The 13,842-nt window shown below is 61.9% G+C and carries 13 protein-coding genes; 6 read left to right on the top strand and 7 right to left on the bottom strand.

All coding sequences use genetic code 11. The features are described 5' to 3' along the window. The first annotated feature begins 129 nt into the window (after nt 1–129). Nucleotides 130–660 (top strand): superoxide dismutase family protein, encoded by a 531-nt coding sequence (locus H6P80_RS11740; RefSeq protein WP_185801557.1) that lies wholly within the window; start codon nt 130–132, stop codon nt 658–660. On the opposite strand, the gene H6P80_RS11735 is transcribed toward H6P80_RS11740, so the two are convergent. Then, nucleotides 657–2,255, bottom strand: a complete 1,599-nt coding sequence (locus tag H6P80_RS11735; protein WP_185801556.1) for a spinster family MFS transporter — start codon at nt 2,253–2,255, stop codon at nt 657–659. The two genes, H6P80_RS11740 and H6P80_RS11735, sit on opposite strands and share 4 nt — an antisense overlap. Before the next feature lie 103 nt (nt 2,256–2,358). Here H6P80_RS11735 and H6P80_RS11730 point away from each other — a divergent pair, with 103 nt between their 5' ends. After that, entirely contained in the window at nt 2,359–2,814 is a 456-nt protein-coding gene (locus tag H6P80_RS11730; protein WP_185801555.1) for a low molecular weight protein-tyrosine-phosphatase, read from the top strand. Nucleotides 2,815–2,851: 37 nt separating this feature from the next. On the opposite strand, the gene thpR is transcribed toward H6P80_RS11730, so the two are convergent. Continuing rightward, the gene (gene thpR / locus H6P80_RS11725; protein ID WP_328805032.1) at nt 2,852–3,322 is read right to left on the bottom strand and encodes an RNA 2',3'-cyclic phosphodiesterase; all 471 of its coding nucleotides are present in this window, start codon (nt 3,320–3,322) and stop codon (nt 2,852–2,854) included. A gap of 190 nt (nt 3,323–3,512) precedes the next feature. Between thpR and H6P80_RS11720 the strand changes: the two genes are divergently transcribed. Beyond that, entirely contained in the window at nt 3,513–4,265 is a 753-nt protein-coding gene (locus tag H6P80_RS11720) for a Bax inhibitor-1/YccA family protein (protein ID WP_185801553.1), read from the top strand. An 85-nt stretch (nt 4,266–4,350) separates the two neighbouring features. Here H6P80_RS11720 and H6P80_RS11715 read toward each other — a convergent pair whose 3' ends face one another. Beyond that, nucleotides 4,351–4,980 carry a glutathione S-transferase family protein gene (locus tag H6P80_RS11715; protein ID WP_185801552.1) on the bottom strand — a complete coding sequence of 210 codons (630 nt, stop codon included), beginning with the start codon at nt 4,978–4,980 and terminating at the stop codon, nt 4,351–4,353. A gap of 146 nt (nt 4,981–5,126) precedes the next feature. Here H6P80_RS11715 and H6P80_RS11710 point away from each other — a divergent pair, with 146 nt between their 5' ends. Continuing rightward, nucleotides 5,127–6,371 (top strand): adenylate/guanylate cyclase domain-containing protein, encoded by a 1,245-nt coding sequence (locus H6P80_RS11710; protein ID WP_185801551.1) that lies wholly within the window; start codon nt 5,127–5,129, stop codon nt 6,369–6,371. Nucleotides 6,372–6,395: 24 nt separating this feature from the next. Here the strand turns inward: H6P80_RS11710 and H6P80_RS11705 are convergent, their stop codons facing one another. From H6P80_RS11705 to H6P80_RS11695, 3 genes are all read right to left on the bottom strand, one after another. Further along, on the bottom strand, nt 6,396–8,522 hold the full coding sequence (locus H6P80_RS11705) for a transglycosylase domain-containing protein (RefSeq protein WP_185801550.1): 2,127 nt from the start codon (nt 8,520–8,522) through the stop codon (nt 6,396–6,398). Nucleotides 8,523–8,583: 61 nt separating this feature from the next. Further along, on the bottom strand, nt 8,584–10,914 hold the full coding sequence (gene clpA, locus H6P80_RS11700) for an ATP-dependent Clp protease ATP-binding subunit ClpA (RefSeq protein ID WP_185801549.1): 2,331 nt from the start codon (nt 10,912–10,914) through the stop codon (nt 8,584–8,586). A gap of 145 nt (nt 10,915–11,059) precedes the next feature. After that, a complete protein-coding gene (locus H6P80_RS11695) occupies nt 11,060–11,257 on the bottom strand; it encodes a DUF1192 domain-containing protein (RefSeq protein WP_185801548.1) in 198 nt (65 codons plus the stop codon). 74 nt (nt 11,258–11,331) lie between these two features. Between H6P80_RS11695 and H6P80_RS11690 the strand changes: the two genes are divergently transcribed. Together H6P80_RS11690 and H6P80_RS11685 are read left to right on the top strand one after the other, a co-directional pair. Continuing rightward, nucleotides 11,332–12,333 carry an NAD(P)H-quinone oxidoreductase gene (locus tag H6P80_RS11690; protein ID WP_185801547.1) on the top strand — a complete coding sequence of 334 codons (1,002 nt, stop codon included), beginning with the start codon at nt 11,332–11,334 and terminating at the stop codon, nt 12,331–12,333. Continuing rightward, complete coding sequence (locus H6P80_RS11685) at nt 12,330–12,950, top strand: glutathione S-transferase family protein (protein ID WP_185801546.1); 621 nt, start codon at nt 12,330–12,332, stop codon at nt 12,948–12,950. The genes H6P80_RS11690 and H6P80_RS11685 overlap by 4 nt, the downstream gene beginning before the upstream one ends. Before the next feature lie 17 nt (nt 12,951–12,967). On the opposite strand, the gene H6P80_RS11680 is transcribed toward H6P80_RS11685, so the two are convergent. After that, the gene (locus H6P80_RS11680; RefSeq protein ID WP_185801545.1) at nt 12,968–13,675 is read right to left on the bottom strand and encodes a cysteine hydrolase family protein; all 708 of its coding nucleotides are present in this window, start codon (nt 13,673–13,675) and stop codon (nt 12,968–12,970) included. Nucleotides 13,676–13,842: the final 167 nt, after the last annotated feature.

Raw genomic sequence — 13,842 nt, 5'->3', positions numbered from 1 at the left:
CACTCGAGCGCGACGATCCGGCCCTATAGCGGGAAGCATCGGCTTTGCTAAGCCAAACCCTTCTTTGCTATGCGGATCACGGGCACTGCGGGGCACGACGGGAGACTGACTATGTACGGGAAACAGTTCTTGGTTCTGACCGCGGCGATCGGCGTTTCGGGATGCCTGTCGGACCCGATGCCGCCGCAACCGTCCTTACCGCCCATTCAGCAGGCGCGCGCGACCCTAACCACCGAGACCGGTATGCCGGCGGGCGAAGCGAGCTTTACCCAGCTCGACAACGGCATTCGCGTCGTCTTGAACGTCGAAGGCCTGCCGCCGGGTGTCCATGCCGCGCACATCCATGGAACCGGCGTGTGCGCCCCCCCTGGTTACCAGTCCGCCGGGGGCCATTGGAATCCGGAAGGCCGCCAGCACGGTCGCGATAACCCCGAGGGCCAGCATATGGGCGATATGCCGAATATCATCGTCGGCCAGTCGGGAACCGGAACGCTGGAAGTGACGATCAGCTATGCCTGGATCGGCGAGGGCGATGGAACGCTGCTCGACGACGACGGCGCGGCGATGATGATTCACGCCGGGCCCGACGATTACCTGTCGGATCCCGCCGGCAATGCCGGGCCGCGCATCGCTTGCGGGGTCATCGAGCCGGCCGGCTAGACGTTTTCGCCGGCCGCGCGGGCCCGTTCCAGAAGGGTGCGTTCGGCGTCGGGCACGGTTCGGTAGGCGAAGAAGAGCATCGTGATCCCGATCGGAGCGGCGACCAGCAGGCTCAGCACGCCGGTCGACAGGCTTCCGGTTACCGCCGAAACCTGTCCCGCCATATAGGGGCCGAGCGCGAGGCCGATCAGCGTCGTCGCCAGGAAGAAAGTGGCGGTTGCCGTGCCTCGCATCCTCGGCAGCACCAGATCCTGCGTGGTGGCCGCAGCGGCGCCCAGCGCCGAGCTCGCGAACAAGGTCATGATGAAGCTCAGGACATAGAAGAGCGCGGGGTTGGTTGTCGTGAATGCGATGATGAGCGGTATGACCGGGGCCAGCACGCCAAAGGCGATAACGAGGATACGGCCCGAAGGATTGCGCTGCCGTAGCCAGTCCGACACTCGCCCGCCGATAATGACGCCGAGAAATCCGCCGACGGCGCCGGGGCCGCCGAGCCACCAGCCCGCGTCGCCCGGCGCTTCTCCGATGATGCGAATGGCATAGGGCGCTGACCAGAAAGTGACGGCATAGGACGCAAAGGCGACCATCCCATAACCGATGATCGTCGTCAGGAAGGCCGGGTTGCACCATATCAGCCGGAACGTTGGCGGGTCGCGATAGCGAAGCGTGGAAGCCCAGGAAAAGACGGCATAATAGCCGATTCCGATGGCGATCCATTGCTGGATATTGCCCGTGGCCGTCGCAAGGAGCGTGCAGATGAGCGCAATAATGATGGCCGCGGCGACATTCCTTATCAGCTCGGTGCCCCCGCGCTGTCCGGCGGAAAGCAATGTGAAAGGCGGGATGATCGCGAAGAGTTCGCGCAGAAACCCCCGAAACGGATCCGGCGAGGGGGGCGAGGGGATTCCTTCGCTCTGTCCGCGTAGCGGTTCGCGCAAGGTGATCACCAGACAGGCAAGCGCGATGCCGGGCAGGCCGACAATGATGAAGGCCGCTTGCCAGCCAGCGAGGCCCAGCGGCGCGTCGGTCGGATAGGCGGCGTTCCACCATTCGACGATCTTGCCGCCGATCAGCAGCGATACGCCGCCGCCCAGATAGAGGCCGGAGGAATAGATGGCGAGCGCCGTCGCCCGCATCCTTTTCGGGAACCAGTCGGAAATCAGCGAATAGGCGGCAGGCCCCGCTGTCGCTTCGCCGACCCCAACGCCGATCCGGGCGATGCTCAGGGTCGCAAAGTTGCGCGCGAAGCCCGACAGCGCCGTCATGGCCGACCAGAGCGTCAGCCCCGTCGCCATCAGGCGGACTCGGTGCCAGCTGTCGGCGAGCTTGCCGAGCGGAATACCGAACAGCGCGTAGAACACGCCGAAGGCGGTGCCGTAGAGGAAACCGAGCTGGTCGTCGCGCAGGCCCAGATCTGCCTTGATGTCCTCTGCCAGGATCGAGAGGATGTTCCGGTCAATGAAGTTGAGGACGTAGATGACGACGAGAATGGCGAGGACATACCAGGCGTAGCCGGTGGCCTTTGGCTCTTCGCTTGCCGGGCTTGCCGAAACCGGTTCGCCGTCTCCGACGTTCTCGCCGCTGGTGCCTGTCATGAAATGGGATCCCCGATGATGTTTTCTTTTTTTAGATGTGTAACAGCGACCACGGCATTGGCAAAAGGATAAACCGCGTCCGGTGCCGGAGGTTTGGGGATTTATGAGCGTTTCTATTTTGTTTGTTTGTCTGGGCAATATCTGCCGTTCGCCGCTCGCCGAGGGTGCTATGCGCGCGCTGGCCGATGGCAAGGGGCTGGACTGGACCATCGATTCCGCCGGAACCGGGCCTTGGCATATCGGCGAGCCGCCGGACCCGAGAGCGATGCGCGTCGCCGCCGATAATGGCGTCGATATCTCCGAGCAGCGCGCCCGGCAGATCCAGCGGGAGGATTTCCATGCCTTCGACCATATTGTCGCGCTCGACGCCCAGATATTGGCGCATCTCCACTCGTCCATGCCGGACGATGCCAGCGCCGCGCTTTCGCTCTTTTTCGATCATGTCGAAGGGCGTGAGGGGGGCGATGTCGCCGATCCCTATTATGGCGGTGAGGAAGGATTCGCCGTGACCTGGGCGGACGTGAATGCTGGCGCCGAGGCGCTCGCGGCCAAGCTTTGACCGGCCTGACCGGTCGGCTTGCGCGCACAAACGACGTCTAGGCCAGCGGGTAGCGCGCGATGGTTTCGTAGCGGGCGCCTTCCCTGCCCAGAGAGCTTTCGAACAACGCAAAATGACCGACGGCGAACGGATCGCTCGAAAGTCCGCCATGGGTTTCAGCGAACGCGTCGATCGGGCCGGCGTTTCGGTTCAGCCGTGCGATCGTGATATGCGGCAAAAAGGCGCGGCGATCCGGTTCGATGCCGATTTGCCGCAACGCGCTATCGACCTTGGCGTGCAGTTTTTCCAGATCGCGATGCGGCGATACGCCCGCCCAGAGCTGCCGCTGCCGGCTGAGGTCTCCAAAATGGCCGATTCCGCGGAGCGCGATCTCGAATTGGGGAAAGGCGATATGGCCCAGCGCGGCCGCGACATCCTCTGCCCGGTGGCGGTCTACATCACCGATGAACCGCAAGGTCAGGTGCAATTGCTCGTCGGAATGCCAACGCGCGCCCGATATGCCCTGCATGAGAGCGAGAAGCTGCTCGCGAATGGCTCGTGGCGGGCGGATAGCGACAAAAAGCCTGTGCATGGCAAATCCATTCTAGCCGATTCGTTTGCAGATGGCGCGCCCACTGGCCTTGAAAATCACGGGGAAATAGCCGATATTGTGGAGGAATTCAGCAGTTTTGGCTGATTTGACAAGGAGATGACAGGAAATGGCCAACTGGTCCGATCCGAATGCCGGCCTTCAGGGGCAACCCCGGGGCAGGCTCGACACCCGCGAACGGGACGTCACTTTCGACGCCGGTCTCCGGTCTTACATGCTCAAGGTCTACAATTACATGGCTTCGGGCGTGCTTTTGACGGGCATCGTCGCGATGCTGTTCGCGCGCGGCGGCGTGGAATCGCCGGCAGCGACGATCATCCTTGCCGGCGGTCCGCTCGCCTGGGTTATCATGCTCGCACCGCTCGCCTTCGTGCTGGTAATGAGTTTCGGGCTCAACCGGCTTTCCACCGGTGCGCTTCAGGCCTGTTTCTGGGGCTTTGCGGTGGTAATGGGCCTGTCCCTGTCGACCATCTTCCTGCGCTACACGGGCACTTCGATCGCGCAGACCTTCTTCGCGACTTCGGCCGCGTTCGTCAGCCTCAGCCTCTGGGGTTATACGACGAAGAAGGATCTTAGCGGCTGGGGTACCTTCTTGCTGATGGGGCTGATCGGCCTGATCGTCGCGATGGTGGTCAATATTTTCCTCCAGTCCGAGGCAATGAGCTTCGTCATCAGCGCGATCGGCGTGCTGATCTTCGCCGGCCTCACCGCCTACGACACGCAGAAGATCAAGAGCATGTACGCTTATGTCGCGGGTACCGACATGATGGGGAAGACGGTGATCATGGGGGCGCTGAACCTCTATCTCGACTTCATCAACATGTTCCTGTTCCTGCTCCAGTTTATGGGCGGCCGCGACTAGGATCGCTTGATAGAAAAACGAAAAAGGCCCGGCGGGGAAACTCGCTGGGCCTTTTCTTTTTCAAACCGCGTTTTGGTCTTGGCGACTAGCTGGTTGCGGGTTGTTCCTGCGGCATCAGCGCCTGATCGATTTCCTTGGCCTTCTTGTAGGCTGCGCGACCACGCAGGCGCTCGGCATAGGCCGTGAACGCCTCGCATTCGGGAATCGTACCGAAGGTCAGCCCCCAGTCCACTTGTGCGCCGACATAGACATCGGCGGCAGTGAAGCGGTCTCCGCAGACATAGTCGTGCGTGGTGAACCATTGTTCGAGCGCGCCGATCGCGTCATCGAACGAACCAAAGCCGAGAGTCGCCTTCTGCTCGTCGGTCGGCTCCCATTGCATATGTCTGCTGGTCACCGCCGCTTCCACCGGTCCCGCCGCGAAGAACAGCCAGCGGTAATAGTCCGCGCGCTCTTCAGCCGTGGGCGCGAGCCCGGCATCGGGATAGGCCTCGGCCAAATAGGCGCAGATCGCGGCCGCTTCGGTGACGACGTGATTGCCATCCTTGATCGCGGGGACCTTGCCCATCGGATTGATCGCGAGATATTCCTCGCCTTTCATCGTCGTTCCATAGTCGAGGATAACCTGGTCGTAGGGTTCGCCGATTTCTTCCAGCATCCAGCGGGCGATCTGCCCGCGCGACATCGGATTGGTGTAAAAAGTGAGTTCGGCCATGCAAGCGCTCCTTCTGCGTGTGGCGAGAATAGCCGATTTGCGTGACATTGTTGAGAGCCGGACGGGGGACCGATCCGATTTCGCGCTTTTTCCATTGCTAAACGCTTCGGTGCTATGAACAATCGATGTCACGGGAGAGGGGCGGCATGGCAGTTCCGTTGATGGGCCGATTCGACGAGGAAACCGAAACGCGTTTCCTGCGCGCCGAACGCGAGCGGCTGGTACCTTTCGTCCGCGCTTATGCAGTGATCGTTGGCGCGATCCTGATGGTCTATACCGTCGTCAATCCGCTCTTCTTCGACCAGGGCGACGAAATCCGGTTTTCAGGGTTGCTGGCCACCGCCTTGCTCGTGCTCGGCGGCTATTTCGGGGCGACCTTTTGGCACGGTTATCTCATACGCCCGGCCATAGATTTCATCTGCCTGCTCGCCCTTGCGACGATCCTTACGGCCGATAATGTCATCCTCTACAACGAGCTGAACCGGATCGGCGCCGGCGGCCATGCCAGCATCGCGATAAGCGGACTGATCGTCAGCGCCTTCGTCGCGATATCCTTTGCGGGTCGGCCTCGCTGGTTCCTCGGCTGGTTCGCCTGCCATGCTATCGTATTCTCGGTCGTGTTGTTCCTGCTCGAATCGACGGCGGCCGGTCATGTCTATTCGGGCCTCAGCTATCTGACTGGCGCGATCGTGATGTTCGTGCTGAACCTCGCGCTGACCCGCGCCCACCGCCAGTCCTTCGTGCTGCAGGAAGAACTCGATATCGAGCGGGCCAAGACCGAAGAATTGTTGTTCAACGTACTGCCGCAAACCGCCGCGCAACGGATCAGGGCAGGGCAGGTCGTTGCCGACGCCTATTCCGATGCCTCGGTCGTGTTCGCCGATGTCATGGGCTTCACCCAGCTTTCGAAGAGCGTATCGCCCGGGCATCTCATCGATCTGCTCAACTCGCTGTTCTCGGTCGCCGACCGGTGCGCGGCGGAAACCGGGGTAGAGAAGGTCAAGACGATCGGAGACGCCTATCTGGCGATCAGCGGCGGCAATTCGCCGGCCGAGAATAGCGCCTTGTCTGCGATCGCCTTTGCTCGCGCCCTGATAGCGGGCCTGGAAGAGGTGCGAGCATCGACCGGGCTCGACGTGCATGTGCGGATCGGCATCCATTCGGGGCCCGTGGTTGGCGGGGTAATCGGCGAAACCCGGATGGCCTATGATTATTGGGGCGAGACGATGAATATCGCCAGCCGGATCGAGGGCGTTGCCGATCGCGATGGCATCGCCGTTTCGGAAGCCACCTATTTGCGGTCCAAGGGCGAATATGAATTTGGCCCGCCCGAAGCGATCATGCTCAAGGGCGTCGGCGAAATGCCAGTCTACAAGATGGCCGCGCGTTAGCATCGGTATGGGCCCGAAAACCGCCTAATTGCCGTCCGCAGGCGGCTTTTCTCCGGCATTACCGATCCGTTCCAGCTCGTCGAGGCGGCGGCGAATTTCCGGATCCGGTTCAATGTCGATACCGTCATCGTCGACGGTGATGCGCGCACTGCCGGCGCTGGTGCCGATGGTGACTCCGTCCGCATCGATCGTGATGTCCGGCTTGTCGAATTCGGGTTCTTCGGGTTGCTGTACCGGTGCCGGCCGCGGCAGCTGGCGCGGTGCGGCATCGGCGATCGCGCTGGTCATGAAATTGCGCCAGATTCGCGCGGGCGCTCCGCCGCCGCTGGCATGGCCGAGCGGCGTGTTGTCGTCATTGCCGATCCATACACCGACGACAAGATCGCCCGCAAAGCCGATGAACAGCGCGTCGCGGCTGTCCTGGCTCGTCCCGGTCTTGCCATAGGCCGGGATGGGAAGGCGGGCCGCAGTGCCGGTGCCATCGTCGATCGCGGTGCCGAGCAGGTCGAGCAATTGGCCGCGCCGCCGGGTGGACAGGGTGTAGCCGGAATCGAAAATGCGTTCGAAAAATCCCGGATCGGGCTGAACGAGCGCATGTGGTGTGACCGGCGATGCGCCGTTGGCGACGGCGGCATAGGCAGAAACCAGTTCGATCAGTGTCATGCCTCCGCTACCAAGCGCCGCGCTCGCATTGCCGGGAAGCTCGCGCTCGAGCCCCAGCTTCTGTGCGGCATCCGCGATCGCCGCCGGGCCGAGCTGCTGGTAGAGACGAACGGCGACAACATTGCTCGAGCGGGCAAAAGCTTCACGTAGGGTGATCCGGCCGCGATACCGTCCGCCGGCGTTTTCCGGACGGTATTCGCCAAATTCGATCGGGCTGTCCTCGACCATGGTGTCGGGCGTCAGTCCGGCCTCGAGCGCCGCAAAATAGACGATCAACTTGAAGGTCGATCCCGGCTGGCGCACGGCCTGTGTGGCCCGGTTGAAGGGCGAGGCGTCGTAATCCTGGCCGCCGACCATTGCGACGACTTCGCCATTGGTCCGCATGGCCACGAGGGCAACTTGCGCGCCCGCTGGCGTACCCTGCCGCGTCACGCGCTCTGCCAGCGACTGGAAATGGGCGTTGAGCGTGGTGCGGATCTCTATCGTGTCATACCCCGTTGCATGGGTTTCCCTGGCCTCGGCGAGCGCCCAATCGGCGAAGTAGCTGCCGCGCGGCATCGGCGGAGGAGGGCGGTGATCCACGGTTGCAGGTTCCACTGCATCGGCCTCCGTCTGGGTCAGATAGCCGGCATCGACCATCGCAGAGAGCACGATGCGCTGGCGGGCCTGCGCCAGTTCCAGATTATGGGTCGGCGCGAGGCGGGAAGGTGCCTTGACCAGCCCCGCCAGCATGGTCGCCTGGCTGAGCGTCAGATTTTCGGGTTGCCGGTAGAAATAGTGAAGCGAGGCGGCGCGCAGCCCGTACACATTGTCCCCGAAATAGGTGTTCGACAGATAGCGTTCGAGGATTTCGTCCTTGGTCAACCAAAGCTCGAGCCAGAGCGCAATAGGCACCTCGCGGATTTTCCGGAACAGGGTGCGTTCCGAATTCAGATAGGTCAGCTTGGCGAGCTGCTGGGTGATTGTGCTGCCGCCATGCGTCTCGTCCGAGGTAATGTTGGTCCAGAGCGCACGGGCGATACCCTGCGGGTCGATACCCCAATGATCGTCGAACCTTCTGTCCTCGATCGCAAGAAAGGCCTGGCGGACATGGGGCGGCAATTCGCTCATCCGGACCGGCGCCTCCATGATCGGGCCCATCCGCGCTATCGGTGTGCCGTCAGAGGCGGTCAGCACTATCGGCGGCGGGACGAGGGGCTCTGCCGTCCGCGAAACCGGTGCCCATATCAGCAGCCAGCCAATGAGTATCGCGAGCAGTGCCAGGGATATGCGAAGGCCCCACCGCGCGATCCGCCAGCGTCGCCGCCATTTGCCGCGCGGCGGTTCATCGGGGAACTCATCGCCTTCGTCCGAGGGCTCGCCATGGGGCGCGTAATATTCGTCATAGGGATCGTCGTCGTACGGGTCATGGTCGTAAGACGCGCGATCGCCCGGCGCGGATCGCGCGAAGAGGCCGCTCCAGGGGAAAAGGCGGTTGCTCGAAGCCATGCTGTATTATTTATATAATACACAAATGGCGGCCACGCCAGCCCGTGCCGGCGTGCCCCATCTAAGCCTCTTCTTCAGGGGCCTTTTTCTTCTTCTTTTTCGGTGGCTTGCGCTTCGGCGGGGCCGGAGTCAGTTCGAAGTCGAGCGCGCCGTCCTTGAGGCTGACATTGACTTCGCCGCCGTTGACGAGCTTGCCGAACAGCAATTCCTCGGCGAGCGGCTGTTTGATCTTTTCCTGGATCAGCCGGGCCATCGGGCGGGCGCCGTAAAGCTTGTCATAGCCGCGCTCGATCAGCCACGCCTTGGCATCTTCGTCGAGCTTGATGTGAACGTCGCGATCGGCAAGCTGGAGCTCGAGTTCGAGAACGAACTTGTCGACGACCCGCGACACCACGGCCGGCGGCAGATAGCCGAACGGAACGATCGCATCGAGACGGTTGCGGAATTCCGGCGTGAACATTTTCTTCACCGCCTCTTCGCTGGCATCCTCCCTGGAAATATTGCCGAAGCCGATGCCTTCGGACGCCATGTCGGCCGCGCCGGCGTTGGTCGTCATGATCAGGATGACATTGCGGAAATCGACAGTCTTACCGTGATGATCCGTCAGCTTGCCATTATCCATCACCTGCAGCAGCACGTTGAAGAGATCCGGATGCGCCTTCTCGACCTCGTCGAGCAGCAGCACGCTGTGCGGGTGCTGGTCGACGGCATCGGTCAACAGGCCGCCCTGATCGTAGCCGACATAGCCGGGCGGTGCGCCAATCAGCCGCGAGACGCTGTGGCGTTCCATATATTCCGACATGTCGAAGCGCTGGAGCGGAATGCCCATGATATCCGCGAGCTGGCGTGCGACCTCGGTCTTGCCGACACCGGTCGGGCCGCTGAACAGATAATTGCCGATCGGCTTGTGCGGCTCTCGCAGGCCTGCGCGCGACAGCTTGATTGCCGAGGCCAGCGTCTCGATCGCCAGATCCTGGCCGAAAACGACGCGCTTGAGATCGGTTTCGAGCGTTTCGAGAGCTTGTTTGTCGTCGCTCGATACCTGTTTCGGGGGGATGCGCGCCATCATTGAGACGACCTGTTCGATCTCGTTGGGCGTGATCATCTTGCGGCGCTTCGAGGGTGCGACGAGCATCTGGCTGGCGCCGGATTCGTCGATCACGTCGATCGCCTTGTCGGGTAGCTTGCGGTCATTGATGTAGCGCGAGGAAAGCTCCACCGCGGCCTTGATCGCATCGGCCGTGAACTTGACGTTGTGATGCTCCTCATAGTGCGGACGCAGGCCCTGAAGGATCTTGATCGTGTCTTCGATCGTGGGTTCGTTGATGTCGATCTTCTGAAAGCGCCGGAGCAGGGCGCGATCCTTCTCGAAATGATTGCGGAACTCCTTGTAGGTCGTCGATCCGATGCAGCGGATCGAACCCGAGGAGAGCGCCGGCTTCAGCAGGTTGGAGGCGTCCATCGCGCCGCCGGACGTGGCGCCGGCACCGATCACGGTGTGGATCTCGTCGATGAACAGGATCGCGTCGGGAAGCTTTTCGAGCTCGTTGACGACCGCTTTCAGCCGCTCTTCGAAATCGCCGCGATAGCGTGTGCCTGCCAGCAGCGCGCCCATGTCCAGCGCGTAGATGACCGCAGGCAACAGCACTTCGGGAACGTCGCCCTCCACGATCCGGCGGGCTAGGCCCTCGGCAATCGCCGTTTTGCCGACACCGGGTTCGCCGACATAGAGCGGGTTGTTCTTCGAACGGCGGCAGAGAATCTGGACGGTGCGGTCGACCTCGAGCGCCCGCCCGATCAGCGGATCGATCTTGCCGGCTTGCGCTTTCTCGTTGAGGTTGACGCAGAACTGCTTGAGCGCGCTTTCGCTTTTCTTTTTGCCGCCCTTGGGTTCCTGTTCCGGCTCATCATTTTCTTCGGCGCCGCGAATCTCGCGGCCTTCGTTGATCTGGTCGCCCTTGCCGACGCCGTGCGAGATGAAGCTGACAGCATCGAGACGGCTCATATCCTGCTGCTGCAGGAAATAGACGGCGTAGCTTTCGCGCTCGGAAAAAAGCGCGACGAGCACATTGGCGCCGGTCACTTCGTCGCGGCCCGAAGACTGGACGTGGAGGATCGCGCGCTGGACCACGCGCTGGAAACCGCTGGTCGGCGAAGGATCGGTGCTGCCGTCGATACGCAGAGCTTCGAGTTCGCTGTCGAGATAAGTCGCAACCGCTTCCTGCAGTTCGGAAATCTCGACGCCGCACGCGGTCATCACCTGCGCGGCGTGATCGTCATCGGTCAGCGCCAGGAGAAGATGCTCGAGCGTTGCATATTCGTGCTTGCGGTTCGCCGCCTCAGCGAGCGCATTGTGCAGCGTCTGTTCCAGTTCGCGAGCGAAAGAGGGCATCAATTAACTCCTTGCCGGCCCCAAATACTCCGGGGCGAGGGATAACCTATATGGGAATGGTTAACGGAAAAGTTAACAAATCGGTCAGAAAGAGCGGCGATTTTGCCCTGGGCAGTGCCTCCGAGGCGAGAAATCCGCCGCTTCGTCATCGCTTGAACAGCTCATCTGCCGCTTTGCGGTGGGTGACCGCACCATCGAGCTTTTTCCGTACCCGGACGATTTCGCCTTCCAGCGCCTCGATCCGCGCTTCCAGCTCCTCGACCGATAGCGGGTCGAGATCCTGCTTGCACAGCTGTGTCAGCGGTTCTTCAGGCGTCTTGGCGAAAAGTTCGTCCAGATCCATGCACCTAAAGTTGACCCTCGCCCCCCCGGTGTCAATATGGCCGTGTAAATTCACGTGCCTTGTAGGGGAAAATGATGGGCGCGTTTCCAGACGAAATGACCGCAATCGATTTCAATGATCCGGGGCCTCCGGAGGTTCTGCAACCCGTTACTCGACCCGTACCGCGGCCCGGGCCGGGCGAGGTCCTGGTCAAGGTGGCGGCGGCCGGCGTCAATCGTCCGGACGTTATCCAGCGTAGGGGTTTCTACCCGCCGCCGCCGGGTGCGCCAAAAATTCCCGGGCTTGAAATCGCGGGCGAGGTCGTCGCGCTCGGCGAAAATGTCGACAGGCTGCTGATCGGACAACCGGTCTGCGCACTCGTTGCCGGCGGGGGCTATGCAGAATATTGCGCGGCGCCTGTGGGTCAGTGCCTTCCCGTGCCCGAGGCGCTTTCCATGCGCGAGGCCGCAGCGTTCCCTGAAACGCTGTTTACCGTCTGGCACAATCTGTTCGAGCGCGCCTATGCGCGAGAAGGCGAAACCGTTCTCGTTCATGGCGGCACGAGCGGCATCGGTTCGATGGCGATCATGCTCGGCAAGTTGTTCGATCTGACCGTGATCGTGACCTGCGGCAGCGAAGCGAAATGCGCTGCCGCGCTGGAAATCGGCGCGGCCCATGCGATCGATTACAAGACGCAGGATTTCGTCGAGGAGGTGAAGCGGATCACCGGCGACACGGGCGTCGAGATCGTGCTGGACATGGTCGCGGGCGATTATGTGCCGCGCAATATCCGGTGCCTGAAGGAAGATGGACGGCACGTCACGATTGCCGTTCAGGGCGGGCTCGAGGCGACCATAAACATGGCGCAGATTATGTCGCGGCGGTTGACCCTGACCGGATCGACGCTTCGTGCGCGTTCGGTGGAGTTCAAGAGCTTGCTCGCCGACGAGATCGAAGCGACCGTCTGGCCGTTTGTCGCGGAAGGCAAACTCCGCCCGGTGATGGACGAGAGCTTCCCGCTTGCCGAAGCCGCCGCAGCCCATGCGCGAATGGAAGCCGGCGATCATATCGGCAAGATCGTGCTGTCGGTCGAATGACGCGGGACCTGGTCCTCCACGAGGACGCTGGCAGCGGCAATTGCTACAAGATCCGGCTGACGGCTGCGCATCTGGGCATCACGCTCGACCGCAAGAGCTATGACATCATGGCGGGCGAGACGCGAACGCCCGAATTTCTCACGCGCATTAACGCCATCGGCAAGATTCCGGTGCTGCAGATCGGCGACCGCTTTCTCGCCGAGAGCAATGCCGCCTGCCATTGGCTCGCGGCCGGAAGCACGCTGATCCCGTTCGACCGGTTCGGCCATGCGGACATGCTGCACTGGATGTTCTGGGAACAATATTCTCACGAACCAAACATCGCGACGATGCGCTACTACAAACTTTATGTCGGCGAGGAGAATATGTCGGCCGAGCAGCGGGCGTTGGTGCCCGGCAAGATTGCCGGCGGCGAAGCGGCGCTGACCCTGATGGACGAGCATCTGGGGCGTCATCCCTTTCTCGCTGCCGACCGGTTCAGTCTCGCCGACATCTGCCTTTACGGCTATACGCATGTCGCCGGACAGGGCGGGTTCGACCTTGCGCGCTGGCCCCATATCGGCGCCTGGCTGGAGCGCGTTGCCGCGATTCCCGGTCACATCTCGATGGATGCGTAAGCCGGCGACCGGCGATCCTACTCCGCGGCGACGGCCGCCGGGGCTTTCCGCTCAAGTGCTTCGAGAATTTCTTCGGTCGACATCACGTCGCAGAACAGGGCGCACATATTGTTGAGCGTCGCATTATGTTCGGCGTCGGTGAGCGTGGCGTTGGCGTCGCTTGCGAAAATGATCCGGTAGTTGAGCTGCATCGCATCGCGCGCCGTGGATTCGCAGCAACAGTTGGTAAGCGTTCCGGTGATGAGCAGAGTGTCGATACCCCGGGCCTGCAGGATTTCGTGCAGGTTGCACGTATCGGGAATGAAGGCAGAAAATCGCTGTTTGTCGACCGCAAGATCGTCGGCACGCACATCGAGCTCGTCCCAGAGCTGCCAGTAATGTGCGCCCGGGGCAAAAGCCGCCTGATGTGCCTGACGCACCTCCTTCGGAAACCGCTTGTAGAAGCTCGACCAGCCATCCAGGGTTTCGGACGGCGTCGTGAAGCGCACGAAAATATTTGTTCCGCCGGCCTTGCGGATGGCCTCGCTAATCGTGTTGACGTTGGGCACGATCGCCTTGGCGAGCGGGACCTCGACGGGCGCCCCGGGTTCCATGAAACCATTCTGCAGATCGATGACGAGATGCGCAGTCCGCGCCGGATCGAAATCGTCGAAAACATGCAGGCGTCCGCCGCGTTCCACCGTCAGCCTTTCAACGAGCGCGGGATCGAGTTCGATCTTGTGCATGGCACCGCTCCTCCTCTTCCAGAGAGGGAATCCTACACGCTCGAGCGGCCGATTGGCAAAAAAGCATGAAATTGTGCGGCGCGGCAAAAAAACCGCCCTGCGTCGTTCAGCTGTAACAATAAAACGTCATAGGCTGCCAGGCGATGCAACCGGACAAGGAATTTGCC

The organism is Parasphingopyxis marina (assembly GCF_014237875.1).
Classification (GTDB): domain Bacteria; phylum Pseudomonadota; class Alphaproteobacteria; order Sphingomonadales; family Sphingomonadaceae; genus Parasphingopyxis; species Parasphingopyxis marina.
The sequence above is the reverse complement of the archived record's forward strand: the minus strand, read 5'-3'. Positions and strand labels throughout refer to the sequence as shown.